Genomic DNA, 25,704 nt, shown 5'->3' with positions numbered 1-25,704 from the left:
ATCATGAAAATACAGATTTTTTCGATCGGTATCGCGCTCGTATTGGTTTTCTCAAGCTGTTCCAATTTCTTAGAAGAAAAGCCCGATATCAAAATGGTCGTCCCTAAAAGCTTGGATGATGCTGAATTTTTGCTCAATGATTATACGACCATGAATACCGCCTATCCGGTATATGGAGAATGGAGCACTGATCAATATTATGTGAGTTCCGAAACTTTTGATGGCGTTATGAATCTGGATCAGCGGAATGCCCATACTTGGACAGATGAACCCTATAACGATGTGGTGCAGTGGCAGAGACCTTATAAAGTCGTTTACAATGCCAATCAGGCGATGGATATCATCAGCAAGCTAGGAGCGGAGAGCGCTTCTGAAAAAGCTAAAAATTTGATCGGTATGGCTCACTTCTTTCGTGCATTTGCATTTCAGCAAGTGGCAGAAGTATTTGCGCCTGCCTATCAACAGGAAACTGCTTCTGCAGAAATGGGCATTCCACTTCGGTTGGATCCAGGCATCGATGCCCCATCTACACGCGCTTCTTTAAAGCATAGCTATGAGCAGATTGTATCGGATTATAAAGTGGCCGCTGGCAGATTACCGATAAGCGAAACGATAAAAGGAAGACCTTTTCGTGCTTCGGCCTATGCAGGCTTGGCAAGAGCTTATTTGTACATAGGCGATTATCAGCAGGCTTATTATTACGCAGACTCCAGCTTGCAAACACATAACGAATTGATGGATTTCAATACCTTGAAAGCAACGGACAATCTGCCCATTCCGAAGTTCAATGTGGAAGTGCTTTTCGCTGCGGTAAGTGCCAATGCTGGCCCAATGAGTTTGTTTAACGGATTAGTTGATTCGATTCTTTATAAATCCTATGAAAACAATGACTTAAGGAAAGCTATCTATTTTGCTACAAATGTTTACCCTGAGAATTCTTATGGTTTCAAAGGGAATTATGATAAGGCCAATAATAATCTTTTTGTGGGACTGACCACGAGTGAAATGTATCTGGTCAAAGCAGAAGCGGCGGTGCGAATCGGCAAGATCAGTGAAGCTTTGCTTGCCATTAATACCCTGTTGCAGAAAAGACAGGACACGAACAATTATGTCCCGATTACAGAAACTAATCCGGACGTGCTATTGCCTTTTGTGCTTCAAGAAAGACAAAAAGAACTGCTGTTCCGCGGGCGCCGCTGGTCAGATCTTAAACGGTTGAACCTTGATGCCCGTTTTCAGAAAAATCTGACCAGAATAGTAAATGGAGTGACGTTTACACTTCCATTTAACAGCCGAAAGTATGCTTTCCGACTTCCTGAACCTGTAGTTTCTGTTGGGAAGCTGCCTCAAAATAATCGATAATCATTTATAAAAAAAAGCAAATATGAAACATTTAAAATTGATCGCACTTCAAATCTGTTTACTGATTACATTCAGTACTGCACATGCGCAGCCGAACCAAAAAGTAGATTTAAGCAAAGCCCTTAAAGTAGGAGATACCTTTACACCACTTTCAAGTGTGCAGTTGATGCGTGGTGAGGTGAAAAAGATAGACTGGAAGGCACTGGAGAATAAAGTTGTTATCTTGGATTTCTTTGATACCTTCTGTGGTACCTGTATACAAAGTATGCCTGAGCTACAGGAACTGCAACATAAATTAAAGGACAAGCTGCAGATTTTTAATGTTGCTTGGCAGGATAAAGCTACGCTGGACAAGTTCTACGCTACAAATGCATTTCTTAAAGAAAACAACGTTAATCTGTCGGTTATCTTCGCCGATAAGTATTTAAAGGAACGTTTTCCACATCAAAGTGCTCCACATGTTATTTTTCTGTTTAAAGGAAAAGTCCATGCGGTTACAGGGAACAGACTGGTCACAGAAGAAAATATCCTAAAGCTCTACAACACAGGTACGGTTTCTTTACCGCTGAAAGACGATTTTGGTAAAGGGGATCTGGCAGGACAAATTGATAATGCTAGTCAGAAAACTAGAGAGGGAGTCTGGATAACCGGTTATCAGGATGGTGTACCGGCAGAGTCCATGCGCATTAAAAAGGATAGTATCTCAGGTCTGATAAAAACGTCTTTTTATAATGTTTCGATTTTTGATGCTATTCAATTCACATGGGCAAAAATTAGAGGTACACAAGCTAAATATATTCCTAGAGCGGAAAGAAGAGTTTATAAAGTAAAGAATCCGGATCGATATGCGGATTTATCCAATATTGGAGATATGTGGTATTCAAAAAATGCGATCTGCTACGAACGCTTGGACAAAATAGAAAGAGCAGATTCAGCTCGTGCAAGAATTGTGCTGAATGATCTTCATATTTTTTTTGGTATCCGATCGTACAAGACTATGAAGGAAATAGACTGTCTTATTTTCAAACCCTGCCCTATAAAGCCCTATACTGGAAAAATGCTTGAGGGCGCAATGATTTATAGTGGAACGGATGTTTTGGCGACAATGACTGATTTAGGGGAGCAATTTCCGCCTGCATTAGATCTTGTAAAAAGCGATCAAAAAATCACTATAGGGGCGTATACAAATTTAGTGGAGTTTAATGAACAGCTGGCCGCTTATGGAATTGAAGCTGTTCTGGGCCGTGGTATGCAAGAGGTACTGGTTATTGAAGAGGTGAACTAATATTGGGATTAGATAGGGCTGTAATTTATTTATTACAGCCCTAATCTTTTATCACGTTTTTAACTTCACATGGGTACTATTTACCTTGTTTTCTAAACAATTGGCTATTTCTTCTTTTAATTCATCGGTAATTTGTGGATTGTTAGAGCCATCATTTTGCGCTTGTAACGCACACATTCTCTGTGGAAGTCCAGGACATGTTGGTTGTGTTGCAACTAACGTATAATGTGCCGGGCTTAACGGGTTAGTACCCGTAAAACTAAACCAATTCATAGTCTTAAATATTAGATTGTTAAATAATTAATTTGTTTTAATAATTAGGGTATGACTCCTCGTCATACCCTATTACTTATTTAGCGAACGCTATTGTTTACGGTACTTAAACCGTCTATCGCGCCTTCAACTTCACATTTGTGCCGTTCACCTGATTCTCAAGTGAATTAATGATTTCATTTTGTAATGCATCCGTAATTACTGGATTATTACTACCATCATTCATTGCCTGTAATGCACACATTCTTTGTGTTAGTCCAGGACATGTGGGTTGCGACGCCACTAATGTATAGTGGGAAGGCTGAGACGGGTTTGTACCCGTGAAAGAAAACCAAGCCATAATTGACAAGTTTTAAGTGAATTTTTATATGATATAAATATTTTGTATATTCATATCGGTTCAAATCGATCATCCTACGTGTTGAAGGATGGCCACGTAAAAGCTTCCATGCAACGGAGGCTTTTACTATTAAAGTGGACTTTTATTTCCTGCCCCGGCCACCGGGGAATGTCGCAAATTTGCGACGGTATCTTTTGATACCTGTTCTGTTCATCATGACATTATTTCAATTAAAAACCCAACGTAATTTTTTATTTTTCTAACCTTCTCACTTTCCAATCTATCTAACTCATTAACCTTCTCACTTTCTAAACCCCCATTTGAATCTATATCAAAGATAGGCTGTAAAATAAGGCAGGTGTTAGGTAGAATTCACTTCTTGATTGTGCACTTTTCATCTGGTAAGTTTTATTCTTTTGAATAACCGTCGAAGTAATGATAGACCTGGTAGGGATAGCCTACCGGAAATGCTTGGTAGCAATGCACATAGGCCAGTACGGCATAATTTATTTTATGTCGATTGAAAAGTGCGATAATGGCCTCAAAATCATACGGATCTAACCAGCTAGCTTGATACTTGCTCACGTACTGTTGAATGGTTTTTATGATCTCATGTTGCCGCAGACTTTTTTCGTAAAAAGGTAGCGCACTATATGCTAGATAGTGATCTTCGTGATAACAGATAGCAATGTGCTGCAGTTCATCGTCAATATGGTGCCAGATGTATTTTTCTGCCTGCAATATTTTAAAGATTAATCGGAGGCAATTGAACCGTTCCATTTCATCCCAGTCTATGGTGAAATCACTGAACAAAAAGTATTCAATATCGTCCTTCGGGATATGTCCCTGTTCCCCTGCAATTTCCAGTGCTATTTTTTCCACATCTACATAGGCGAGGTAATAATGGATGATGTCACTTTGATTAGTTTGCTGATATAACAGGTCACCTTCTTCACTGATATCACAGAGCAGTAGCAAAAAGATAAAAAATACTTCTTGCTCATCTTGGTCGATCCCGGGATATTGGAAAGAATGATACTCTTCATGGTTGAGCGCATATTTATTTATAAAAGTAACTTCATCCATGAGCTGCTTATTGACACAGCTACTTTGTTGTTTTCCGGCTAGTATATCTGTGAGATATTCACTATGGGCATGCTGCTGCTGCTCTTGGATCTGTTTGTGATACTTGGATTTTTTCCAGCCTTCGGGTGCCAGTGTATTCATCAATTGCGGCACTTCATTATACATCTTCTGGAGTATGGTTTTCATCCGATGGTCAGATAGATTTTTGAAAACATGTGCTATCATATGTCTTTGAATTACGATTTCTTAAACTGACCGATAGATTTACCCGTGAGCTTTTTAAAAAAGCGATTGAGTTCGCTATGTCCCGCAAAATTTAACTGCTCGGCCAAAGTAGCGATCTGTTGAGGATAATCTTCCAATTGTCTTATAATGCGTTCGAGGAGCAATTGGTTGCGATATGCGTGTAAACGGCAACCGTAATACTCCTGGTGCAAACGCGCTAACTGGTTGTGGTCTACTTGTAAGCTTCTAACAATATCTTTGATCAGTGCCTTTGCGCCAAACTTATTTACGGCAAGTTCCAGATAGGCACGTGCCTGATCTACTAATGCTATTGTTGTGTTTATTTTGGTCGTCTCGCTAATGATCTTGAGTCTCGACAAGGTGATGAGATAGATCTGATGGTGGACGAGTAGGTATTCGTTTTCCATATTCCTGGGATTGATCTGGCTGAAGAGGTTTAAAATTTCTGTACGTGTCAATGGACCGATTTTAAAATCGGAGCTTTGAAGAGGCACGGGATCAGCCGCCCGTTTGGCGTATACCAGTGGCATGACAAATTCAAAGTGACGCTCTAGATGCGGTCTGAAAAGTCCAGCATCCACCGTGATCCCGATAATGATGTGGTGGCCCATGGGCAGTTCGACTGTCAATTCAGTCTTAGGCAGATAAAGATAACTGGCACGTTCGTGCTGAAAATGAAGCGCGAGCTGTGCGTTAGGATCATGAAGTGTAATCGGTTGTGCCCCGGTACTCATTAAAGGATAACAGAGGTGCAGATCTGGCGCTAGAGAGGCGAGCGCTAGTGTCGTTGGAGTGTCGATCCAAAATTCGTAATAATAGATATAGGCATACCGTCCATCGAAGGTCTGCACTGCATAACGGTTGGTCGCATTTGCCCAGTAAGTGGTGTGGGCATAGCGTATGGGATAAGTAACCCTTAAATCCGAATGAGCTACCTCCTGGAAATCGGGTGGATGATTGAGAATAATGGTTTGTTTCATAATTCGGTTTTATCATGTGCTTCAGCAAATATGTTTTAGAGATGCAAAGGGTGAACTTGGGGCTGCGGCTTTTATGATAGTCGTATGTGGCTTTTTTGTTTCAAGTTCACCTCTATTGCATCTTTTTTTTCAATCTGGTAGATAAACACAGATGGGAGAGGAGACATCTGTATTTATTGTACCGATCTACTGAAGTAAAGATAATGGCAAGAAGGTCGGTTTGGATCTTAGATATTTGAGGTTTTCATCTACGATTTTCGAGAAAATGATCTTCGATTTTGATGATTTAATTCTTTAAAATCTAAGATTATGCTTTTTTTGAGTGCCGTAGCCATACTTGGAAATGATTTGCAGTAAGGAGGGGTCTTGCAAAAAGATTTCTAATTTACGATAGACAACTGCATCTTTACCTTGAGGATGCAGTTGTCTATAGAAACCTAAATTGTGCTGTAGTAAGAGGCGCTTATTCCTAAAAATGAACTTTTATCGCTTATACTGCAATGAAAATTTGCTTCTGGATATTCTTTTCCAAAAGTTGTTTTTCGGTCTTTTGCAGGCATTTTGAGAAGTCTCCCTCTGAACGATCTACGATTCAATACTGTCGCAATTAAATAATTTGAATGGTTTGCAAAAATAGGGTGCTCTTCCATGAGCTTGATGATATTCTCCCGGCTGATGAAAGCCGTCACGACATCGCTATCTGCTTTAAAATAACTGCCATCAACATCTTCAATATGAAGAATAAATTGTTTTTTTGAGATAAAGTCGATGACATCATTTTGGAGCGGGCCAGCGTCATCCCAGCGTTTGATGATGATGCCTTCCAGTACAATATGCAGATCCAATAGCTTAGCCTGAAGGTACCTACCTTTTTTAATGGATCTGATCTCAACAACAGCTAATATGCTTGACCATAAAGCAGGTGGCACAGGAGCGAGTTCATGCAATATTTCAAATAATAGGTTTTGATATTTTGTTCTTTCCATATTTAGACTATCCAATTGTTTACAGATATGAGAATGAAAAGGTGAGCACCATAATGCTTGTTTCTGGTATTTCTGGATCCGGAACGAAGCTTTGCGTCGAGTTGGCGGTCTTGCTATTTCCTTGTCCTTTTCTTTGTGCATCGTTTACCAATACTATATTTGCTCTGTTATCAATAGCAGTAATAAGCGAATTGGCAATAGATTGTTGTGCCTGTGGACCTAAAGATACGGCGTATTGAAATTGATCGGTACTGAGTTGAAATCGTTGCGGTAACCAATTGATAAAACCGGTTTGAATAAACTGTTTTTCGACATCTATAACAGTTTGAGTAGCTGCGTAAAGGGCAGTTCTCCAATCTGTAGCTCCTACCTGATTGAAGGGAAATTGATCTGTCATTATTGTTTAGATTTATGTTAAATATTACCTTCAAAGATATGCTTCGATTTAAAAAAACACCTGAAATAACGTATTGGAAAAATCGAATCGGCAGTTTATTTTATCGAACCGATAGTTTCTTGCATTTTAGGTGCTGTTTTGATAGCTTAATGCCTGTTTTTTTTCATCAATTATGTGATTCGCTTTTTAGTGGTTGCGAAATTGTTACTTTAAATGTCGAAATTTTTAAATATTTTTATATTTCTTTTTACTTATGGTTTGTTAACCGCTGGTCATAAGTAATCCAATTTGACAACTTAAACCAGTGCATGAATAGTTATATCAAAACATATTTTAAAATTATCAGTTGGCGTATTTTCGTTATCTGCATTGCCATTGCTATGGTCATGGCATCTTTGTTTCCATTCGATGATATGTCAATGAGTTATATTTTCAGTAAGCCAGTAATGAAGGTCATGCTTAAAACCTTTGTAATCGGTGGTTTGTTGCTGACGATCGTAAATGTTGTCGCATTCTATGTGTTTCGTTTACGGCTCTGGGAGACTAACGTATTACATGCCAGTTTTTATCATACTTTCTTTGGAGTCATTTTGCCTTTTATCTGTGGTGTGGGTTTAATAAGGTTTTTCTATGGTCCTGCTATATTTCAGCACGATCATGTAAACAGTGACTTAATGCTGATGCTCCTTTTATTGGTTCTGTGCAATGCATTTATGGTAATACGGATGTATGCTTTTTACCTTAATAAAAAAACCGTGCTGGTAAAAACTTTAAAGGATGAGCATAAAGATGGAGATGTACGTCAAAAAATGTTATTAGAAAAAGCTGATTTAAAACATAGGGAGGAGCTAGATGGATTAAAATCTAGTTTGGATAGTATCAATGCTGAATTGAAAATAAGTTTAGTTAATGCAGATAAACATGTGGCGCAAGCTGAATTGCGTGAACGACAGTTGACTGATGAGATTGATAGGCTGACAAAAGAAATCGTGCTCAAATGTACATCTGTAACACATGAACTTGATGAGCACCATATACAGCAGCTGTCGTATATTTTACTTAATGATATTGTTCCCTATGAATATGATCCGCTTAGTAGATATCAATTTGCCAATGAATTGAATGACAGGGTGATCAAAGAAGAGCATGTTGCTTTTATTTTTGGTGCAAATCGGGAAGGTGTGCTCTGTCAGGATATTTATCTATTGGATGGTGAAGTGTTCACTGTTTACGAAAGTTCTTTGGAAGAAATGAACAGGGTATTTCCAAGAATGGTCCGTATCTCGCGTAATCACCTTATTCCAGGTACATCGGTTGTTTCATACGAAGTCATGAGCTCTAAACTTGTTAAAGTAAAAGTTCGAGGTCAGGAAGAACCGATAGAAATGAAACATGAGTATATAAAAAAAGTGTTTTCCTGGATTATATTGCAGTATGTATGGAATCAATATAGGGAGAAACAGTCCTCTCCAGCTGTTTCAGTTTAAAGCATATTAGAGCAATAATTTTCTAATTTCTTCTTCCGGCAATCCGGTATAGTCTGCAAATAAACTGATGCTGACATAATGGTTTGATTTCAATCCGTAGCAATCGCGTATGGCCTGAAAGATTTTGTAGGTGTGTTTTTCTGTACGTCCCAATATAAGTGCTGCTTCTTTGGGGTAAATGCATAATCGAGATTTGTTTTTCATGTTATTCTGGTTTTTAGAGGGATGATCTGTTGATAATCAGATCATCTGGATTTGCTATTGATTGTCCTGACCGTAGACAAACATTCCCTATCAAACCACCTGTTAAGCAGGTATAAAGCAGTAATGGAGCACGGGTAAAGCCTATTTGGCTATGTACAGTATGCGCATAGGCTAAGAGCGTGGTAAGTGCGTACTAAGTGCGTGAAGCACACTGTTTTTACACTGTATCTACGCTCTATCTACGCTTTACATACGCTTATGCCACGCTTTATAGCTGTATAGCGTCCAAGTTTACAATGTACTTTAGTCCTTAAGCTTTGCAGATTAGGTTTAATTCCTCTCCAGAAAAATGATGTTATTGGTTATTCATTTACTAAGATAAGTTTTTTCTATATAATATAGTTTTATTCGCGTTTAGGTACATTTTCGTCAATTTATCGCGCCAATTCAGTATCATTATTCCGCATTTTTCCCCTTTTCTACGCTTTTGATCCCCGTCCTTTTGTACTGATGATCATCTTAGCATTGTCAAAACAATACTATTATGGCAAGAGTAGAAAGTTTAATCAAATTAAATGGAACGATCGGGGATCTTTCCTTTTACAAATCAAAAAGTGTGGGTTATCAGGCACGTATGAAGACCGGTGTATCGGGAGACCGTATTGCCAATGATCCAGCATTTGCACGTACCCGTGAAAACGGCAGTGAATTTGGCAGAGCACAGCAGGAGAGCAAAAAGCTACGTGATCTGTTGCGGGATGTGCTGTTCGAAAATTCGGACAACAGATTCAGTACCAGGTTGGCAAGCCGGATGTTAAAAGTCATCCAGATGGATCCGATAAGTGTCCGTGGGGAAAGGGTTCTTGTGCCACAAAACATGGTACTGCTGAATGGTCTTGAATGTAATCAGCGCGCCAGTTTAAAAAACATCACGTTAAAACCTTTGTCGGTAACCTTTGACAATTTTAGCGGTGAAGGTTTTTTATCCTGCGAGCAACTGATCCCGAATTTGCATATCGCCAAGTTGAGTGGGGCGACGCATGTGCAGTACACCCTGGTTCTGCAGGAATTCTCGGGAGATGAAGCCGATAAGCGTCCCGTAATCCAACGGTCCGCTTATATCAAACTTGGTGAAATGCAACCCATGGATCTGGATATTGCGGCTACACTTGCTCATGATCCTGATAAAAGTGTTCTGGTACTTGTGGGGACAGGATACTACCAGCTTGTGAACGGTGCTTATTATCCATTGGCAAATGGTCAGTATAATGCGCTGACTATTCATCAGGTCGTGATACCGTAATGTTGTCACTCATGCCGTGACTGGCAATTACTTTTTTTCGTTAAGGATTTGATTTTATTGGCACTCAAGATTCTCTTCGAGGTTTTCCTTGATGAAAAAAGTAATCAAAAGCCGACCGGAGGGAGACCATGGATGCAAAAAAAACAAACACGAATCCATAACTCAAGGCTGCATTCCTTTGTGCTATTTCACCTCGTAGAGGCTAAATGAATTTAAACTCGTTTCACTCAGACAGAAATTCATTTTTACGCCTCTCCATCGGTGAAATTACGCAGTCGGAACGCTAGGCCTTTGGTAAAGCCTTCGGCTTTCGGGATTATTTTTCGGGTGGTGGGTGGTTGTGTTATAGCAACGACCTGCTTCCTGAAATTTATTCACCAGGTGGAGCTGAAAATGAATAATAATTTTTAATAGATGATGTAATAACATGTCAACAAAACAAATCTTGCATCTCCAACGGATTTATGGAGAGCAGGGGACAAACGGTACCCTCACTTTTGAAGGTGAGGTCATCTGCCGTACTATCGAACTGCCCTGGCGCAATAACCTGCCGAGGCTTAGCTGCATCCCGGTGGGGAGTTATAAATTGGAAAAACGAAAGTATACCAGACATGGTGAGCAGATCGGAATTCCGGCTGTATTGGGACGCGAAGCGATATTGATCCATGCAGCCAACGATGCACGGAAAGAGTTATTGGGATGCATTGCTCCGGTTACAGCATTAACGGGGGAAGGTTGCGGTACGGAGAGTAAAAAGGCGCTTGCAAAATTGAAGTCTCTGGTTTATTCGCTTTGGGATATGGAGCAGGAAGTGTTTTTGCATATAAAGTAGTGACGGAGTTGTCGCTCGAGCCGCGATGGGCTTTTACTTTTTTTCGTTAATGATTTGATTTTTTTGGCACTCAAGATTCTCTTTGAGGTTTGTCTTGACACAAAAAGTAAACAAAAAAGTCAAGGCTGTATTCCTTAATGCTATTTCACCTTAAATAGGCTAAATGAATTTAAATGTTGTCACTTATGCCGTGACAGGCAATTACTTTTTTCCTTGATGAAAAAAGTAATCAAAAAAATCAAGGTTGCATTCCTTAATGCTATTTCACCTTAAATAGGCTAAATGAATTTAAACTCGTTTCACTCAGACAGGAATTCATTTTTAACGCCTCTTTTTCGGTGCAATTACGCAGTCGGAATACTAGACCTTTTAATTATTAAAAACATGAAAAAGATAATTCAAAAAATAAGTGCGGCGTTGCAAGTGGTCTTGCTGGCGCCGATTAAACTGCCGGGAAAGGCGTTAAATATTATTAAATACATTGCTCTGGGTCTTGGTGTGGTGGAGACCGTAATGGATGATAAAGACAAAAAAGGAGAGGAGGAGTCACCTCCACCAAAGCAGATCCTTCCTAATCAAGAAAAGGAGGTGCGGGATGAAATGGAATGATATCCGTATAGGAACTTTAGGGGGTACGCTCTGTTCGATATGGGTTAGCTTTTCTCTTGGTGATGTCGCGCATACCGCATTGATGGCGGTTGTCGGGACAGTCGTGAGTTATGTGACGAGCCGACTGTTGGGAAGGATAAGGAAAAGGTGATAAAAAAGGAGATTCTTTATAGAGTCTCCTTTTTATTTTAATTAATTTGGCATTTGCTTTTCCAACTTTAATATCTTTATCAGAACTTAAAACTTATTATTTCCATAAAGCCACTTGTTGGTTCAATGTAAATTTTGTTTTCCCCATATAATGTTTTTTCCATTGACTGTGTTGAATCAGATGTTATTATATTTCCTTTAAAAAATTGGATCAACCCGGTGATATCAAATGTATGATAAACCATAATTGGCCAACCTAAACCTTTTTCCAGCGAACGAAGCATGAGGCGGGATTTCTCCCGATTGCTTTCATGAACAGCTTCAAATGGTATAACGTAATCCAGTATTACCGCTTTCTGTCCATCTGCGATGGCTAATTTTTCAAGTAATGTACTGAACTTATCTCGGCTGATGTAATAAACAAATCCCTCCAGTAAGAATATCGTCGGGGTTGATGCATGATAGCCCATTTTTTTCAATTCAACCAAGAGAGCATCAATATCAGTAGCATCATGAGTAACCAGCTTTAATTTAACTGTATCTCCGATTAATTTGGTGTACATAGCACGTTTTTCGTCCATTGATTCCATATCTACTTCAAAAATAGTCTCAATTTGATCATCATATTGTTCTAGCAGATAAAGTGAAAGCGGATCAAGGCCAGCTCCTAAAATACAGACCTGGAATTTTGGGAATTGTTTAGCATAGTCTTCGAAAAGATGGCGGATATACCGCTTTCTCAATATTGCGATTGACTCCGAGTGTTCGAATACTTGTTTAAAACTTTTTACGAGAGATTCTCCTTCTGAAGTATCGATATTTTCTACATATGCCTGGCATGTTTTTCCGTCTCGATAAAGTTCACTGGCTAAACAAAGCACTAAACTGGCTGTCGGTGAAATTTTGAATTTACTTTTTAAGGGCTCGTTTATCATGATTAAAAAAAGGTTGTAGTTGAAGGTTTAAGTGTTTTCTATCGCTCTTTATTATCACAATAATACCAAATAAAATGAAATTGTAAATAATTATTTTACAATATTTTTACAAATATTATCTTGTAGTATTGATTACTGAGGGGTAAATCCTTAGTTCCATACTTTAAAGGGATCTGAACCTCTCATCCCAGCTCACTTTTTACTACCTTTATTTGTGAACTGTTTCTATTAGGTTGTTAACTATTTTAATTTACAAAGTTTGTTTAAATATTCGCTTCCTAAAGGAGAAAGTTCGTAACCTACATTACGGCTTATGGTCAAGCCTAAATTTTTCAATTTTCGGATATTCAGTTTTAACCATTCTTTTTCAAATCCTGTCAATTCTGCTATACCCTTGGCATGAAAATTTGGATTGTCGTTTATAGTAAATAGAACTTTGTTCGTCCAATGTTGCTTCTTACTATAATTGTCTAACCGTTCTAATTTCTTTTTTAAATCGGTAAATACCTTTTCTGATAGTTCCGTTTGTTCTCTCAACTTAACTCGTGGGTCTGCGGAATGATAGCTGACAGATATTTTAAAAATGGTTCCTGTACTATTATGCGTAAATGATTTTAGTAACTGTTGTTTATCTGTAAAACCGGCCTGTATTGCATGCTGTTCGGTTATATAATTTTTGCTTATGGTTTCAATTTTACCGATTTCAATCAAACCAACAGAGGTATGTAAAAGGCTTCCGCATTTTACAGAAACCTTTTGCCACTTACGAAATGCCAATGTGATTTTTCCCGATTTAATACCGTTCAGATGTACTTCCTTAAACAACATAATCAAATGATTTTTATAAACTCGTTCAAGACTAACGGTTTTCTACCAAGCAATTTTTCTAGTGTGTTGTCAACATAGGAAAACTCACCTATTTTAATACCATTTGCCATACTGACCAATAAATTGACTATTTCAAGAGGCATTCGGTAGCTAGTCAGTTCTTTTCTGAAGAATTCCTCTGAAATATCGCTATGTTGTACAGGTATGCCCTTTTCTGTAAAGATTAGCTTTGCCAATTCATCAAATGAATACGCTTTATTGCCTGTTATTTCATAGATTTGATTATCGTGTGTACTTTCTGTTAGTACTTTTACAATAGCTTCTGCAATATCCATTCTGGAGACAAAACTTATCTTTCCCTCGCCCGATGGGTAACGGATTTCGCCAGAATGCAACGCATCTCCAATAAGTTCGGGAATGGCTTCCATATACATACTGTTTCTTAAAAACGAATAAGGTATTTTTGTCCCTTTTATCAATTTTTCTGTTTCGTATGATGTTTTAGTCCCTTCAAATATCCTGTTGGCTTGGGTCTGTACCATACTTGTATAAACAATGTGTTTTACGTTGTTTTCTAGCAATGCGTTTACCACATTTTTTTCCTGCTGTTTAGCTGTTTTCAAGTCTACTCCGACAGTGGAGATATGCAAGGCCTTTTCAACACCTTTAAACGCTTGCAGAAGCGTTTCATAGTTGTTGTAATCTGCTTGCCTGACAATAATACCTTGTTTAATAAAATCATGTACCCTTTCTGGGTTTCTGACAATGGCAACAATGTTTGTAGGTGAGACTTGCTGCGATAAAAATTGAATAGTCGCTTTGCCTAAGTTTCCGCTTGCTCCTGTAATGGCTATCATAACTCTTTTTTTGAAGCAAAGTTATTAGGCTTTTCTTCGATAAAATTGGATAAAACCGACAGTATCTAAACCTTCCATTCCGGAAAATTCGAAACGATCTCATTGGCATGGAGCTTGAATTTCTTTGGACTTGTTCCTGCAAATTCTTTGAAATCCCTGATAAAATGTGATTGGTCAAAATAATCACTTTGATAAGCGATGTCGGTCAATTTTTCAAAGCGGTTTTGACGTATGATTTCTAAAGCAGATTGAAAGCGACCTATTTTGGAAAATAACTTGGGCGAGATGCCAATATACTGATTGAAATACCGTTCCAATGAACGCTCGGACATTTTAAGCTCATTTTGCACATCTTGCAAACTCATTCCTTTTTCCAGTTGCGCGATTGCAAAATCTAGTTTTTCACTATTGATATTTGTTCGTTGCAACTGCCGCAATAAGAATGTGGAGAGTAATGCTATCTTTTCATCAGTGCTTGCAGTATTTGAAATCTGTTCAGTTATATTAGTTTTTAGTAGATCGTCTATGTCAATATGTTGGTTCGTCAGTTCGCTTGCATCTATTCTGAAGATTGATTTAAGTGCGCTCGGCTGAAAGTAAATTCCAATATTTTGGAAACTGTTTATTGCTCTTTGTTCAGTATATCGTGTAGTTTGTCCATATACGAATAATTGTGGTAATTCCTGATTGTTCTTGTCTCGAAATGCCTTTTTGTTAGTTTGAAAAATAAGACCTGGCATACCGTCTGAGATTATCTTAAATATTTTTTCAGAAAAATCCAGACTATTACCCTCCAATACCCAAAAGTAGCGAACATATTTCCGCAGTGGTTCTATTGGATATATTTGTTGATAAAACATGTGTTATTTTTTAACTCTGAAATATAGAGATTTTTATGCTGAAATCAAATTCTATTGTTTTTTCGATCACTGTATGAATTCAATTAGAAAACCGCCGATTAGACTGCCGGAAAGGGCTCTGAATATTAGTAAATACATCGCTCCGGGGCTTGGTGTGGTGGAGATCGTACTGGATGATTAGGAATTGTTGTATTACCATCATGCACATTCTCAAATATAATATCGCAAAAAATCTATAAAAAAACCCTCGAAAAAATATTCGAGGGTTTCAAATTTTAAAATTTATCAAAAAATAAAATTTATGAACAGCTTAAAATTATGCAAAGGCATAATGATCTGCTATGGTACTAAGATACAAAAGTGAAGTTGAAGATGCAACTTAATTGCAATTTAAACTTTATCTACTGTTTGTATTTCTGTTGCTACTAACAGGAAGGAGTAAAATCGTAGATCTTTGTCGCTAAAGTGATTTTTTTACTCTAAACCCAAAGAGAGTGTTGTTATTACTTTTTGAGCATTCGTGGTGTTTGCTTGTAATGTAAGCGTGTAAATTCCAGCTTTCAATGAAGTATTATTTTTGACACTTACCATTCCTGTTCCTTTGTCTATGGTAAATACCGTTTCAGAATCATTAAATACACGAGCATCTTTCTCTATAGAAGAAATTTCAAAGCCGGATATCAATTTCTCTGGAAAAAAAGTGGGTTGAACCATGCTACCACCTTCAACCGAGCTGCGTCTAAAGCTGGTATTGATCTTTTTAATAGATTTGGTAGACGGGTCGAGATATAAATCGCCAAAAAAGAATTCAATTTTTGGAATGTACCTGACCGAAAAACTTGCTGATCCGATAGCGAAACCATCTTTCTCCAATTTAGGATTTAATTCCATGTATTTATCGTTTTCTTGGTTTGGGTTACCTTTCCAATAGACCTTTAGCGCATTGTCCTGCAATGAAAATCCCACCTCTTTTGCTTGTGCTTCAGGAAGCTTTAGTATTAAGTTCTTAGAAGGAACTGGCTTTGCTAAAGTAAAATAACTTTCTGTGTCAGCATATAACGTATTAAGCATTTTCAGTTGGCCTTTTTTTAAGTCGTCAAAATATTTAAATTGAAGATCTTCCAACTCTAAAACACGAATTGACAACAATTTCTGAGCGACTTCTTTACCATCAGTTGATTTGGCGGACACTGTTATGCTGTATTGTGCAGGAATTTTCTTGCCACTCAAGCTGGAGGTGGTTCCATTAGGATATAATTCTTCGCTTTTAATAAACAATTTTCCAGATTTATCTATAAAAATTGCTTTTTCAAGTTGATTGTGCAATGTTATTTGGGGTGTAATCTGTACGTTCTCGGTAGATTCAAAACCGACAGAAAAATTGACCCCATTTCCTTGGTTAACAATGAATGTGTTTAAGTCAATGGTATCATGTTTCCCATACACCAGATTGATGTCTGCGGGTAGGTCAAAGGAAATCTCAGGTAATGCTATTGCGCGGTCTTTTTTACAGCTCATTAAAGCCAACATCAATAATCCATAGACTAAAAAATGCGGAGGTCTCATGTTAAATGTTTCTATCATATCTATTTATTTAATAATAGGCGAAAGTAATAAATAATTCTGAAAAAGCAACAGTGTTGCATTTGTGAAGTTGTATTTTGTGTTATGTATAAAAATTCTGAACAGTTTAGGAATCCATATTTTATAGTCGTACTGGAGGAACATTGAGTTGGCAGCAGGGAATGTAAATAGTTAAAACATAAAAATGTCAACAAAACAAATCTTGCATCTCCAACGGATTTTTAGAGAGCAAGGGTCGAAAGGTATCCTCACTTTTGAAGGTGAGATAATCTGCCGTACTATCGAACTGCCCTGGCGCAATAATTTGGAGAGGCTTAGCTGTATCCCGGTAGGGAGTTATAAACTTGAAAAACGAAAATATACCGGGCACGGTGAGCAGATCGGAATTCCGGCTGTACTAGGTCGCGAAAAAGGAGAGGAGGAGCCTACACCACCAAAGCAGATCTTGCCGAATCAAGAAAAGGAGGTGCGGGATGAAAGGCAATGATATCCGTATCGGAACTCTAGGAGGTAAGCTCTGTTCCATCTGGGCAAGTTTTTCTCTTGCTGATGTTATGCATACTGCCTTGATGGCTGTAGTCGGGACGGACCTGAGCTATGTGACTAGTCGATTTCTAGAGAGAATAAGGAAAAAGTGATCATGATACAGGAGCAGGCAACTAGGTATTTGCTCCTGTAAATATGTTAGGGAGAATTCAACTTTGCTAAACTATATTTAGTGTATAGTATCTCATCCTATAAAAAATCAAGGGTTTTTACAAAATCCAATAATATTTTCTTCTGCTTTTTTATAAAACCTGCTTTGTCTTTTTTTACAGCATTAATAATCTCTTTCCGTTCAACGGGTATCGTGTAATATTTATCTGCCCATAATTGCATCTCAATCAATAATGGGAGTAAATCTATTCCCTTTTTAGTAAGCGTGTATAATACTTTTGCTTTACTTTCCGGATGTTCTAATTTACTGATCAAACCATTTTCCTCGAGCATCAACAATCTTGAAGCCAAGATATTCGTTGCAATCTTTTCCTCAGATTTTAAGAATTCACCATACGTGCATTGCTTCGATAGCATCAAATCCCGGATGAGCAATAATGACCACTTATCTCCTAAAATATCTAGTGAACAGCTGATAGGGCATTGCGATCTATTTTTCATAATAATGTACTTTTTTTTAAAAACACTTGCATTTTGCAAGTTGATATTTATATTTGTACTTGCAAAATGCAAGTAAATTTACGATTTTAAATTATTAATACCATGGAGAACAGTGCAATTTTTGATTCTTACCATAAAAATGGATTACAATTACGCAACCGTATAGTGATGGCTCCCATGACTAGAAGCCGTTCTGATAATCCCGAAAGTAAAGCAACTGAGCTAACGACACTTTATACAAACAGCGTGCTTCTGCCGGATTAATCATTACAACTGGTGCATATTCGCACTCAGATCTGCACAATGGTGAAAAGCGTTTGGCACCTTCGGATGTAAATCCAGGGCAGCAGGTTTTTACTACGGGTCTTCATTTTGTTAACGAATGAAGAACCACTTTAAGCAATTTATATCAATTATGGAACTAAAAGGAAAAACAATACTAATAACAGGGGGAACATCTGGAATAGGGCTGGAGGCCGCAAAACAATTTTTAGAAAAAGGTGTTCATGTCATTATTACAGGACGAAATCAAGCTAAATTGGATGCAGCAAAAGCAATGTACCCCGGTGTCATTCCGATTAAAAGTGATGTCGCTTCTGAGGAAGAAGCACAGTTACTCTTTAAGGAAATCGAAAAACTCGGTGGAATAGATATTTTATATAATAATGCCGGAGTTGGAGTCGAACCTTCTAATCTCGGTATTTCAGATGTAAAACATCTGCAAGGGGCCGCCTATGAGATGAACATCAATTATTTAGGCGTTATTCGTTTGAATAATCTTTTTCTTGATATGTTGAAATCAAGACCTGAAACTGCGATTATCAATACCACATCCCTGTTGAGTTATGTACCTTCTTTGCTTGAAGCAACTTACTCATCATCGAAGACTGCGCTTGCATTTTATACAACAGCTCTACGTGCACATCTTGGAATTTTAAAAAGCCATGTGAAAGTTTTTGAGCTTGTACCACCACTTGTTGCTACAGCAATGACTGAAGATAGAAGTGATCCTAAATTAAGTCCCGAAGAACTGGTAAAAGCTTTAGTTGCTGGATTAGAGAAAGACCGCTTTCACATTCGGGTGGGTTCTTCCAAATTGGTTTATATTTTAAACCGTATCTTCCCTAAACTAACTTTTAATCTTGTTAACCCGAAGAAAATAAATCCCTTATTAAAATCCTGATCAATGAAAGCATTTCGCATTAACCGCTATAGTAAAACAGATACGTTAGAACTTGTTGAAGTTCCGGCACCCAAGATTAATGAGCATGAAGTATTGGTTGAAATCTATGCTGCCAGTATCAATCAATTGGACGCTAAGTTAAAGCATGGCGATTTCAAATTATTATTACCCTATAAAATGCCTCTTACTCTAGGTCACGATGTGGCAGGTGTTATCGTGCAGGTTGGCTCAAAAGTGAAAAACTTTCAGGTCGGCGATGAAATCTATGCTAGGCTTCCCGATTTTAGTATTGGTGGTTTTGCGGAATATGTTGCCATAGATGAAAATGATATTGCTTTAAAACCGACGAATATGACGATGGAAGAGGCCGCTTCTATACCACTCGTTGGTTTAACCGCATGGCAGGCTCTTGTTGAAATTGCTCAGATTAAAAAAGGTCAAAAAGTATTTATTCAGGCCGGATCGGGTGGAGTAGGAACGATTGCTATCCAATTGGCTAAATATTTGGGTGCAACGGTGGCGACCACTGCAAGTAAAAAAAGTTTTGATCAACTGAGCGCGCTAGGAGCAGATCTTCTGATTGATTATAAAACTGAAAAATTTGAAGATATACTCAGTGATTATGATGTTGTATTGCATAGTCAGGATACCAAAACATTGGAGAAATGCTTCGGTATTTTAAAATCAGGAGGGAAAGTTATATCAATCTCTGGTCCTCCTACTGTAGATTTTGCTCAAGATCTGGGTTTAGCCTGGTATATGAAATTGATAATAAGTTTATTGAGTAGGGGCATAGAAAAAAAAGCAAACAAGCTGAAAATTGACTATACTTTTCTATTTATGCGCGCAAACGGCCAACAATTATCCGAAATAACCAAATTGATTGAAGCTAATCAGATAAAAGCTGTTATAGACCAAATTTTCCCATTCGAGAAAACCAATGATGCACTGACTTATGTAGAAAGTGGTCGTGCAAAAGGCAAGGTTGTCGTGACCAGATTGTAAGTGCCCAATTTTTCCTACAGCTAGAATTGGACTTTGCTACGCTTAGTTTTTTTAATACATCCTGTAACATCTGCTTATCCAAGCTCAGATTTGCAACAAGTTTCTTAAGTTGTGCGTTCTCCTCTTCTAACTGACGTAACTTTCGTAGTTCAGAAACTCCTAAACCACCGTATTTCTTCTTCCAATTGTAGAATGTTGCCTCGCTGATACCCAGCTTGCGACATACTTCCTCCACTCGGATCCCGATCTCGGACTGCTTGATAGCAAAAGCAATCTGTGCCTCGGTAAACTTTGATCTTTTCATCGTTTTTCCTCCTATTTAAAATTAGTAATTCTGGTCCAAATTCTATACTTTTAAAATGTCCAGTTTTATGGGAGGAGGTCATAATGACTGTGGCATCAGCCATCGGACCTATTGCAAAAGAAGCTAATGTTATGACTTCAGCAGCTAAGGGGGGATTGGGGGCAATGATGGAAGCTGGAGAAGCTGCCAGATATACAAAATATTGGGAGAGTTATGCTCCAAAGAAAGTTAAGCCAGGTACTTTAAGATTGGATTGGTTAAGACAAAGTGGACGTACAGGACGTATGGAAAGTTCAAGAGTTATCTATGATAACTATGGTCGGCAGATATACAGAGTTGATTTTTCTGAGCATATGAGACCATTAAACCATAGTATTCCTCATTTGCATCAATATCAATATGGTCCGATGTCGAGTTTTGGAAAAGAATCAGTATTTAATTTTTTTTGGAAAATGAAAAGAATAAAAAACGTAGAAAATATTACAAGTATTTATAGTACTTGGAAGCCTTCAGATATAGCATTTGTAAAATCTCTTGAATGGTCAATTCAAAATGTAGTAATGGTTTTTTATTGCCAACTAAGAGAAAGTGTAGATGGATGGCCAAATACTTCAGAAGATTTTTTCGAAGTATCAATAATATTCGAGAATATATCAAGTTTCAAACTTGATTTTAGTAGTGCAGGATTGCAGCTGATTTCAGGTTTCGATATCTTGGATATTTCGGATAATGGTTTGGAGAAAATTAATTTTCAGATTGAGGATTATGAAAATGATAGTATCAATTTTTGTTGTGAAGAAGTTGAAATAAACGAGGTATCTAATCCTGTCAAAATATCAATTGGTTAAGTTGCCGCTAAGACGGTAGGTTCAGTTGCTCAATATTCAGTAGCCTTTGAAATGAAATTAGCAAGTAACCTATATGCTGGAAAGGGGCCTTATTCACATTTTAAAGTTGCTAATACAAGTTTAGCAGAGGCAATGGCTTCTGATGCTAATTTTGCTAATTCGATGAAACAACTTGGGATCACAGTCCCAACAACAAGATTGGGTACAATTACTGGCGGAAAAATTTCAAATTGGGTATGGCATCATAGTACTGAACCTGGGGTTATGCAATTGGTTCCTCAGGCTCAACATACAAATGGAAGTATCTTTTGGAAGATATTACATCCAGGAGGTCGGGGTGGAATGTCTATTTGGGGAGGAGGATATAATAGATAAATTATAAATGTAATTATATGAAATTAGTAGAACTTATTAAATACTTAATTAATCCTGGTCAGTTGGATGAACTCTTTATTCACTTGGGATTAAATTTAGAAGCAGAGGTATATCTAATCTATTTGGAAAGCCGTTTAAATTTAGAATCGGAAGTTTGTATTTTTCCAATTGAGGAAACTGATGATGACCTTATTTTTGAAAAAGATGGAAAGCGCTATATTCAATTGTTTTCAATCGATCATGCTGTTGATCTAATAGAATACGATTTAGATCTTAATAACAAAAATTATTCTGATATAGAAATTGCTAGACAGCTATTAGATTATAGGCAGAAAGATGCTTAAGCTCAAATGAAATGACGATATTGTATAAAATTATGGACAAAAACTTCCAGGTATAATAGCAAAGCGCAATCTCAACAAAATTGTGTTTTGCTTTTATAATGTAGTTTTTATATTTTCTGTTTTTAGGAAAAGTATAAGGAAAAGCCACTTTTGAATTGTAAAAATTAATGCAAGATCTTTAAAAGATTAATCTGCGATAGATGTATTGATATAGATCAATGACATTTTTTTTTGATAGTGGAAGAAAACTGTAAAACATAGCAAATCTATGTTCTCAAATTCAAAATTTATCTGTAGACAACCGCGGTAGATTGACAACGATTTTTAGTTTGTCAACGCAATTTTCGGTCAATTAAATGACTGTCTAAATTCTAAAGGTGATCTTTCGGTTTTCTTTTTGAAAAGTTTATTGAATGATTGGGGATATTCAAAACCTAACTGATAAGCAATTTCACTTACAGATAATTCTGTTGTTGACAATAGTTCTTTGGCTTTTTCCAAGAGCTGGTTTTGAATATGTTGCTGTGTAGTTTGCCCTGTCAAATTTTTCAGCATATCATTGAGATAGTTTGATGATACCGATAGCCGTTCGGCGAAGTACTGAACGGAAGGCAGCCCTGATACACTTAAATCATCATGTTGATAATATGCATTTAATAAATCCTCAAATTTTAAGAATAAATCATTTGACGCTTTTTTACGTGTAATAAACTGACGGTTGTAAAACCGGTTGCAATAATTCAGCAACAAATCAATATGAGAAACAACGACATCTTGTGTGTAGTTGTCTATCATGGCTTCAATTTCCTGTTGAAGATTTAGCATCAGTCCTGAGATTACGGACTCTTCTTTGTCCGAGAGATGCAATGCTTCATTGTTGGCATATGAGAAAAAACCGTATTCTTTAATACGTTTTGCTAAAGCATAACTTTGAATAAAATCGGGATGAAAAACAATCATCCAACCTTCCACTGTTGATGAACTGTTTTGTTCAATCGAAAATAGTTGTTTGGGTGCAAAAAAGGTCATTATCCCATCATCATAATCATAATATTGCTGACCATATTTTACTTTGCCGTCAAAATTCTTTTTCAGATAAATCGTGTAGAAATTATAGACAATCGTTAACATTTCTTCAGCAACACAAGAATTGATCTCATCAAGATTCACCACACTTACTAAAGGATGTGCTGGTTTTTTGATGTTTAAGAAATGATGAAGTTCTGAAACCGTGTTTAGAAAATAAGTTTTATTATTTTTCATTTTATAAATTTATAAAAAAAACAGTGGATAAACGTTAATTTATCCACTGTTTAGCCTGTTACAAATTAACGCCTTTCATACTTTCAGCATCGTATCTTGCTCCTGTTTCTGTACCCAAAGGAATAATACTTTCCAAACGGTTCAGATCGTCTTGCGTCAAAGAAATGCGCGCTGCATCTATATTCTCTTCTACATATTTTACGCGTTTTGTCCCTGGAATTGGCGTGTGACCTTTAGCAATAACCCAAGCAATAGCCAACTGTGCAGAAGTGATATTTTTTTCGACCGCCACTTTCTTAATTTCATTTACCAACTCCACATTTTTGAAAAACTGCTCACCTTGATATTTTGGTATAAATCTTCGGAAATCATTTTCGTTAAAATCTTCTGGCTTTTGTATTGTTCCGTTTAAAAATCCACGCCCTACTGGTGAGTAGGCAATTAAGCTGATGCCTAGTTCTTTCAATGTATCCAGAATGCCCAGTTCTTCAATTTGTCTTTCAAACAAGGAGTATTCGGACTGTACTGCTGTAAGTGGGTGAATCTGATGTGCTCTTCTGATGGTTTCTGAATTTACTTCCGAAAGACCGATATATTTTATTTTTCCTTCTTTTACCAATTCGCCCATCGCTGCTACGGTCTCTTCAATTGGCGTATTCGTGTCCAATCGATGCTGGTAGTACATATCAATATAATCGGTACCCAGATTTTTCAGGGAACGCTCTACGGCTTTTTTTATGTAATTTTTACTGCTATTGAATGCGCCAGTTGCTTGTCCATTGTCGTCAATTTCGAATCCGAATTTTGAAGCTATGATGTATTTTTCTCTATTACCTTTGATCGCTTTTGCTATTAACTGTTCGTTGAGAAAAGGACCATATATATCTGCCGTATCTAAAAAATTGCCACCCAGCTCTAATGAACGATGAATGGTTGCAATCGTCTCTTTTTCATCTGCTTTTCCGTAGATATCTCCACCGAAACCTGTTGTCATACCCATACAGCCAAGACCAATCGGTGGTATAGTAAGTCCTTGACTGCCCAATTTTACTTCTTTCATGTTGCTCATAGTCTATTATTTTTAATTTAAAACAAAATTATGATGAAAGACATGATCAAAAGTGTTCAAATCACGGAAGGTTGTATCCAAAAATTTTGCCCCTAGCCGTTCATCTATTCTGATGATACTGCGGAAGGCTGGATTTATAACGGAAATCATGATGGCATTGGTGGGTGGTGTTGCTGCTGTAGTTTTTGTATATAACAACAATGTTGAAATTAGCTTAGTTGATGATGTTTTAATACTTAAATGAAGTGAACTCGAGTTCTTCTATAATGGAATCGATACAACATTGTAGTTTGAAAAAAACATGAAAAACCAAATTTACAAATTGATCTTTTTTCAAAATGGAATGGATTTGAATTTTCTCAAGAAGTAGGTAGTGTGCATATCTCTCTTCTTAATTTGGTTTTTCAATGATCAAAAGGGGACGCTGTTTGAATTTAAAATTAGAAACTTAAAGGACGTTTAGTTTTTTATTGTACTCGATTTGAATGCTCTTAAAGTAGGAATCGGATCTACTCTATAGCCTCTTAGCTTAATATAACTTTTTGTGCATTTGCCGTTTTAATGAATTTAGAATATAACGCTGATCATACAAATTAAAGGGTTTTATTTTTTAGTTTTGTAACTATTGGACAACAACTTAGAAGCATTAAATTTGAAGTATCAGAAACATAACATTGAACAGTTTGAAATTTTCCCCGATGCCAAAGCGGGTATTTTCGTCCTAAATATGGATAACCGAGAAGTTGGGTCACATAACATTTCGAGACCTCATCGGGATGATCACTGTCAATTAATGATCGCTTTGAGCGGTAACTTTAGATTAAATATTGATTTTGAAAATGTTGAGTTTACTGGTCCAGCGTTACTTTTTGTGTCTCCCGAACAAGTCCATTATATTATGGAAGTAAAAAATCCTCATGGATGGATGTTCAACATTGATGCCTCTTTAATTAACGAAGAATTACTTCAGATCATAGAAAATAAAATCCGTAATCCCCTAATACTTCAAAATGGATCTGCTTTCCATCAGCAGCTTGCATCACTAACAGCGTTAATTGAAAATATACAATTAAACAATAGTAATCACTATACTGAAAAAATTATGCATTCCCTAGTGAACGGTCTTCTAGGTATTATTGCAGGAGAAATTGTAGCTATTTCGCCTATCGCTAAGGAGAAAGAAAATAGGGGTGTTTTGATAAAAGAAAAATTCATAAAATTGCTTAAAGAGCATTTTAAAAATTGGAAACAACCTGCAGAATACGCCTCTGCACTTTCTATTTCAACGTCCCATCTCAATGATACAGTAAAATCTTTAACAGGAGGATCGGTATCCACTCATATTCAAGCAGCATCGATTATGGAAGCCAAAAGATTGCTATATTTTACAGATGGTACTGTTAAGGAGATCGCTTATAAAGTTGGCTATGATGAACCTGCTTATTTTGGGAAACTTTTTAAGAAAATAACCAATCTTACACCTCTTGAGTTTCGGAATAAATTCCGTGATTAGAACTATCTTTCCCTGCTTTGAAACTATTATAAAGTATA

Annotated in this window: 28 protein-coding genes and 2 pseudogenes; 14 read left to right on the top strand and 16 right to left on the bottom strand. The window is 37.2% G+C overall.

The genetic code is table 11. From position 1 onward, the window contains the following. Nucleotides 1-3 precede the first annotated feature (3 nt). Together WH188_RS24160 and WH188_RS24155 are read left to right on the top strand one after the other, a co-directional pair. Nucleotides 4-1,362 carry a RagB/SusD family nutrient uptake outer membrane protein gene (locus WH188_RS24160; RefSeq protein WP_339424763.1) on the top strand — a complete coding sequence of 453 codons (1,359 nt, stop codon included), beginning with the start codon at nucleotides 4-6 and terminating at the stop codon, nucleotides 1,360-1,362. A gap of 22 nt (nucleotides 1,363-1,384) precedes the next feature. After that, nucleotides 1,385-2,647: a TlpA family protein disulfide reductase gene (locus WH188_RS24155; protein WP_339424762.1), complete on the top strand. Its 1,263-nt coding sequence runs from the start codon at nucleotides 1,385-1,387 to the stop codon at nucleotides 2,645-2,647. A gap of 51 nt (nucleotides 2,648-2,698) precedes the next feature. On the opposite strand, the gene WH188_RS24150 is transcribed toward WH188_RS24155, so the two are convergent. From WH188_RS24150 to WH188_RS24125, 6 genes are all read right to left on the bottom strand, one after another. Next, on the bottom strand, nucleotides 2,699-2,920 hold the full coding sequence (locus tag WH188_RS24150) for a hypothetical protein (protein ID WP_339424761.1): 222 nt from the start codon (nucleotides 2,918-2,920) through the stop codon (nucleotides 2,699-2,701). 115 nt (nucleotides 2,921-3,035) lie between these two features. Continuing rightward, complete coding sequence (locus tag WH188_RS24145; RefSeq protein ID WP_339424760.1) at nucleotides 3,036-3,164, bottom strand: hypothetical protein; 129 nt, start codon at nucleotides 3,162-3,164, stop codon at nucleotides 3,036-3,038. Nucleotides 3,165-3,668: 504 nt separating this feature from the next. After that, entirely contained in the window at nucleotides 3,669-4,571 is a 903-nt protein-coding gene (locus WH188_RS24140; protein ID WP_339424759.1) for a hypothetical protein, read from the bottom strand. 11 nt (nucleotides 4,572-4,582) lie between these two features. Further along, nucleotides 4,583-5,203: a helix-turn-helix domain-containing protein gene (locus WH188_RS24135; RefSeq protein WP_339424758.1), complete on the bottom strand. Its 621-nt coding sequence runs from the start codon at nucleotides 5,201-5,203 to the stop codon at nucleotides 4,583-4,585. 806 nt (nucleotides 5,204-6,009) lie between these two features. Next, nucleotides 6,010-6,558 carry a hypothetical protein gene (locus WH188_RS24130; RefSeq protein WP_132840540.1) on the bottom strand — a complete coding sequence of 183 codons (549 nt, stop codon included), beginning with the start codon at nucleotides 6,556-6,558 and terminating at the stop codon, nucleotides 6,010-6,012. Between the two features lie 19 nt (nucleotides 6,559-6,577). Further along, entirely contained in the window at nucleotides 6,578-6,955 is a 378-nt protein-coding gene (locus WH188_RS24125; RefSeq protein WP_132840539.1) for a hypothetical protein, read from the bottom strand. A 308-nt stretch (nucleotides 6,956-7,263) separates the two neighbouring features. On the opposite strand from WH188_RS24125, the gene WH188_RS24120 reads away from it, so the two are divergent. After that, nucleotides 7,264-8,442 (top strand): hypothetical protein, encoded by a 1,179-nt coding sequence (locus tag WH188_RS24120; protein WP_339424757.1) that lies wholly within the window; start codon nucleotides 7,264-7,266, stop codon nucleotides 8,440-8,442. Nucleotides 8,443-8,448: 6 nt separating this feature from the next. Here the strand turns inward: WH188_RS24120 and WH188_RS24115 are convergent, their stop codons facing one another. Next, nucleotides 8,449-8,646: a hypothetical protein gene (locus WH188_RS24115; RefSeq protein ID WP_339424756.1), complete on the bottom strand. Its 198-nt coding sequence runs from the start codon at nucleotides 8,644-8,646 to the stop codon at nucleotides 8,449-8,451. 544 nt (nucleotides 8,647-9,190) lie between these two features. On the opposite strand from WH188_RS24115, the gene WH188_RS24110 reads away from it, so the two are divergent. The 3 genes from WH188_RS24110 to WH188_RS24100 all read left to right on the top strand — a co-directional run bounded on the left by WH188_RS24110 (nucleotide 9,191) and on the right by WH188_RS24100 (nucleotide 11,390). After that, complete coding sequence (locus WH188_RS24110; RefSeq protein ID WP_132767327.1) at nucleotides 9,191-9,949, top strand: hypothetical protein; 759 nt, start codon at nucleotides 9,191-9,193, stop codon at nucleotides 9,947-9,949. Between the two features lie 427 nt (nucleotides 9,950-10,376). Then, nucleotides 10,377-10,781 (top strand): DUF5675 family protein, encoded by a 405-nt coding sequence (locus WH188_RS24105; RefSeq protein WP_132767330.1) that lies wholly within the window; start codon nucleotides 10,377-10,379, stop codon nucleotides 10,779-10,781. A gap of 384 nt (nucleotides 10,782-11,165) precedes the next feature. Further along, complete coding sequence (locus WH188_RS24100) at nucleotides 11,166-11,390, top strand: hypothetical protein (RefSeq protein WP_339424755.1); 225 nt, start codon at nucleotides 11,166-11,168, stop codon at nucleotides 11,388-11,390. 230 nt (nucleotides 11,391-11,620) lie between these two features. Here the strand turns inward: WH188_RS24100 and WH188_RS24095 are convergent, their stop codons facing one another. The 5 genes from WH188_RS24095 to WH188_RS24075 form a co-directional block, all read right to left on the bottom strand. Then, nucleotides 11,621-12,475, bottom strand: a complete 855-nt coding sequence (locus WH188_RS24095) for a class I SAM-dependent methyltransferase (protein WP_339424754.1) — start codon at nucleotides 12,473-12,475, stop codon at nucleotides 11,621-11,623. 240 nt (nucleotides 12,476-12,715) lie between these two features. Then, nucleotides 12,716-13,303: an ASCH domain-containing protein gene (locus tag WH188_RS24090; protein WP_339424753.1), complete on the bottom strand. Its 588-nt coding sequence runs from the start codon at nucleotides 13,301-13,303 to the stop codon at nucleotides 12,716-12,718. Nucleotides 13,304-13,305: 2 nt separating this feature from the next. Continuing rightward, entirely contained in the window at nucleotides 13,306-14,160 is an 855-nt protein-coding gene (locus WH188_RS24085) for an SDR family oxidoreductase (protein WP_339424752.1), read from the bottom strand. A gap of 65 nt (nucleotides 14,161-14,225) precedes the next feature. After that, nucleotides 14,226-15,020, bottom strand: a complete 795-nt coding sequence (locus tag WH188_RS24080; RefSeq protein ID WP_339424751.1) for a helix-turn-helix domain-containing protein — start codon at nucleotides 15,018-15,020, stop codon at nucleotides 14,226-14,228. A gap of 474 nt (nucleotides 15,021-15,494) precedes the next feature. Next, on the bottom strand, nucleotides 15,495-16,604 hold the full coding sequence (locus WH188_RS24075) for a hypothetical protein (RefSeq protein WP_339424750.1): 1,110 nt from the start codon (nucleotides 16,602-16,604) through the stop codon (nucleotides 15,495-15,497). Between the two features lie 184 nt (nucleotides 16,605-16,788). Between WH188_RS24075 and WH188_RS24070 the strand changes: the two genes are divergently transcribed. Continuing rightward, complete coding sequence (locus WH188_RS24070) at nucleotides 16,789-17,091, top strand: DUF5675 family protein (RefSeq protein ID WP_339424749.1); 303 nt, start codon at nucleotides 16,789-16,791, stop codon at nucleotides 17,089-17,091. A gap of 248 nt (nucleotides 17,092-17,339) precedes the next feature. On the opposite strand, the gene WH188_RS24065 is transcribed toward WH188_RS24070, so the two are convergent. Beyond that, on the bottom strand, nucleotides 17,340-17,762 hold the full coding sequence (locus tag WH188_RS24065; protein ID WP_339424748.1) for a winged helix-turn-helix transcriptional regulator: 423 nt from the start codon (nucleotides 17,760-17,762) through the stop codon (nucleotides 17,340-17,342). Between the two features lie 102 nt (nucleotides 17,763-17,864). Between WH188_RS24065 and WH188_RS24060 the strand changes: the two genes are divergently transcribed. The 3 genes from WH188_RS24060 to WH188_RS24050 all read left to right on the top strand — a co-directional run bounded on the left by WH188_RS24060 (nucleotide 17,865) and on the right by WH188_RS24050 (nucleotide 19,950). Beyond that, entirely contained in the window at nucleotides 17,865-18,026 is a 162-nt protein-coding gene (locus WH188_RS24060; RefSeq protein ID WP_339424747.1) for a hypothetical protein, read from the top strand. Nucleotides 18,027-18,177: 151 nt separating this feature from the next. Then, entirely contained in the window at nucleotides 18,178-18,945 is a 768-nt protein-coding gene (locus tag WH188_RS24055; RefSeq protein ID WP_339424746.1) for an SDR family oxidoreductase, read from the top strand. 3 nt (nucleotides 18,946-18,948) lie between these two features. Continuing rightward, nucleotides 18,949-19,950 (top strand): NADP-dependent oxidoreductase, encoded by a 1,002-nt coding sequence (locus WH188_RS24050; RefSeq protein ID WP_339424745.1) that lies wholly within the window; start codon nucleotides 18,949-18,951, stop codon nucleotides 19,948-19,950. Between the two features lie 46 nt (nucleotides 19,951-19,996). Here WH188_RS24050 and WH188_RS24045 read toward each other — a convergent pair. Then, nucleotides 19,997-20,254: pseudogene (locus tag WH188_RS24045) on the bottom strand (transposase); the annotation flags it as partial. 131 nt (nucleotides 20,255-20,385) lie between these two features. Here WH188_RS24045 and WH188_RS24040 point away from each other — a divergent pair. The 3 genes and pseudogenes from WH188_RS24040 (at nucleotide 20,386) to WH188_RS24030 (ending at nucleotide 21,821) form a co-directional block, all read left to right on the top strand. Beyond that, the gene (locus WH188_RS24040; RefSeq protein ID WP_339424744.1) at nucleotides 20,386-21,102 is read left to right on the top strand and encodes a hypothetical protein; all 717 of its coding nucleotides are present in this window, start codon (nucleotides 20,386-20,388) and stop codon (nucleotides 21,100-21,102) included. A 24-nt stretch (nucleotides 21,103-21,126) separates the two neighbouring features. Further along, a pseudogene (locus tag WH188_RS24035) lies at nucleotides 21,127-21,477 on the top strand (HNH endonuclease); the annotation flags it as partial. 17 nt (nucleotides 21,478-21,494) lie between these two features. Continuing rightward, nucleotides 21,495-21,821, top strand: coding sequence for a hypothetical protein (locus WH188_RS24030; RefSeq protein ID WP_339424743.1), 327 nt, complete (start codon nucleotides 21,495-21,497; stop codon nucleotides 21,819-21,821). A 348-nt stretch (nucleotides 21,822-22,169) separates the two neighbouring features. Here the strand turns inward: WH188_RS24030 and WH188_RS24025 are convergent, their stop codons facing one another. Further along, nucleotides 22,170-23,084, bottom strand: a complete 915-nt coding sequence (locus WH188_RS24025) for a helix-turn-helix domain-containing protein (protein ID WP_339424742.1) — start codon at nucleotides 23,082-23,084, stop codon at nucleotides 22,170-22,172. Between the two features lie 58 nt (nucleotides 23,085-23,142). Then, on the bottom strand, nucleotides 23,143-24,144 hold the full coding sequence (locus tag WH188_RS24020) for an aldo/keto reductase (protein ID WP_339424741.1): 1,002 nt from the start codon (nucleotides 24,142-24,144) through the stop codon (nucleotides 23,143-23,145). A gap of 661 nt (nucleotides 24,145-24,805) precedes the next feature. Here WH188_RS24020 and WH188_RS24015 point away from each other — a divergent pair. Then, nucleotides 24,806-25,666, top strand: a complete 861-nt coding sequence (locus WH188_RS24015; protein WP_208697071.1) for an AraC family transcriptional regulator — start codon at nucleotides 24,806-24,808, stop codon at nucleotides 25,664-25,666. Nucleotides 25,667-25,704: the final 38 nt, after the last annotated feature.

Origin of the sequence: Sphingobacterium sp. MYb388 (assembly GCF_037479535.1) — a bacterium.
Lineage (GTDB): Bacteria > Bacteroidota > Bacteroidia > Sphingobacteriales > Sphingobacteriaceae > Sphingobacterium > Sphingobacterium anhuiense.
This window is presented reverse-complemented; position numbering and strand designations above follow the sequence as displayed.

Coding starts and splice junctions, on each gene's coding strand:
- WH188_RS24160 (WP_339424763.1), top strand. CDS start 4: ATGAAAATACAGATTTTTTCGATCGGTATCGCGCTCGTATTGGTTTTC.
- WH188_RS24155 (WP_339424762.1), top strand. CDS start 1,385: ATGAAACATTTAAAATTGATCGCACTTCAAATCTGTTTACTGATTACA.
- WH188_RS24150 (WP_339424761.1), bottom strand. CDS start 2,920: ATGAATTGGTTTAGTTTTACGGGTACTAACCCGTTAAGCCCGGCACAT.
- WH188_RS24145 (WP_339424760.1), bottom strand. CDS start 3,164: ATGTGTGCATTACAGGCAATGAATGATGGTAGTAATAATCCAGTAATT.
- WH188_RS24140 (WP_339424759.1), bottom strand. CDS start 4,571: ATGATAGCACATGTTTTCAAAAATCTATCTGACCATCGGATGAAAACC.
- WH188_RS24135 (WP_339424758.1), bottom strand. CDS start 5,203: ATGGGCCACCACATCATTATCGGGATCACGGTGGATGCTGGACTTTTC.
- WH188_RS24130 (WP_132840540.1), bottom strand. CDS start 6,558: ATGGAAAGAACAAAATATCAAAACCTATTATTTGAAATATTGCATGAA.
- WH188_RS24125 (WP_132840539.1), bottom strand. CDS start 6,955: ATGACAGATCAATTTCCCTTCAATCAGGTAGGAGCTACAGATTGGAGA.
- WH188_RS24120 (WP_339424757.1), top strand. CDS start 7,264: ATGAATAGTTATATCAAAACATATTTTAAAATTATCAGTTGGCGTATT.
- WH188_RS24115 (WP_339424756.1), bottom strand. CDS start 8,646: ATGAAAAACAAATCTCGATTATGCATTTACCCCAAAGAAGCAGCACTT.
- WH188_RS24110 (WP_132767327.1), top strand. CDS start 9,191: ATGGCAAGAGTAGAAAGTTTAATCAAATTAAATGGAACGATCGGGGAT.
- WH188_RS24105 (WP_132767330.1), top strand. CDS start 10,377: ATGTCAACAAAACAAATCTTGCATCTCCAACGGATTTATGGAGAGCAG.
- WH188_RS24100 (WP_339424755.1), top strand. CDS start 11,166: ATGAAAAAGATAATTCAAAAAATAAGTGCGGCGTTGCAAGTGGTCTTG.
- WH188_RS24095 (WP_339424754.1), bottom strand. CDS start 12,475: ATGATAAACGAGCCCTTAAAAAGTAAATTCAAAATTTCACCGACAGCC.
- WH188_RS24090 (WP_339424753.1), bottom strand. CDS start 13,303: ATGTTGTTTAAGGAAGTACATCTGAACGGTATTAAATCGGGAAAAATC.
- WH188_RS24085 (WP_339424752.1), bottom strand. CDS start 14,160: ATGATAGCCATTACAGGAGCAAGCGGAAACTTAGGCAAAGCGACTATT.
- WH188_RS24080 (WP_339424751.1), bottom strand. CDS start 15,020: ATGTTTTATCAACAAATATATCCAATAGAACCACTGCGGAAATATGTT.
- WH188_RS24075 (WP_339424750.1), bottom strand. CDS start 16,604: ATGATAGAAACATTTAACATGAGACCTCCGCATTTTTTAGTCTATGGA.
- WH188_RS24070 (WP_339424749.1), top strand. CDS start 16,789: ATGTCAACAAAACAAATCTTGCATCTCCAACGGATTTTTAGAGAGCAA.
- WH188_RS24065 (WP_339424748.1), bottom strand. CDS start 17,762: ATGAAAAATAGATCGCAATGCCCTATCAGCTGTTCACTAGATATTTTA.
- WH188_RS24060 (WP_339424747.1), top strand. CDS start 17,865: ATGGAGAACAGTGCAATTTTTGATTCTTACCATAAAAATGGATTACAA.
- WH188_RS24055 (WP_339424746.1), top strand. CDS start 18,178: ATGGAACTAAAAGGAAAAACAATACTAATAACAGGGGGAACATCTGGA.
- WH188_RS24050 (WP_339424745.1), top strand. CDS start 18,949: ATGAAAGCATTTCGCATTAACCGCTATAGTAAAACAGATACGTTAGAA.
- WH188_RS24040 (WP_339424744.1), top strand. CDS start 20,386: ATGACTTCAGCAGCTAAGGGGGGATTGGGGGCAATGATGGAAGCTGGA.
- WH188_RS24030 (WP_339424743.1), top strand. CDS start 21,495: ATGAAATTAGTAGAACTTATTAAATACTTAATTAATCCTGGTCAGTTG.
- WH188_RS24025 (WP_339424742.1), bottom strand. CDS start 23,084: ATGAAAAATAATAAAACTTATTTTCTAAACACGGTTTCAGAACTTCAT.
- WH188_RS24020 (WP_339424741.1), bottom strand. CDS start 24,144: ATGAAAGAAGTAAAATTGGGCAGTCAAGGACTTACTATACCACCGATT.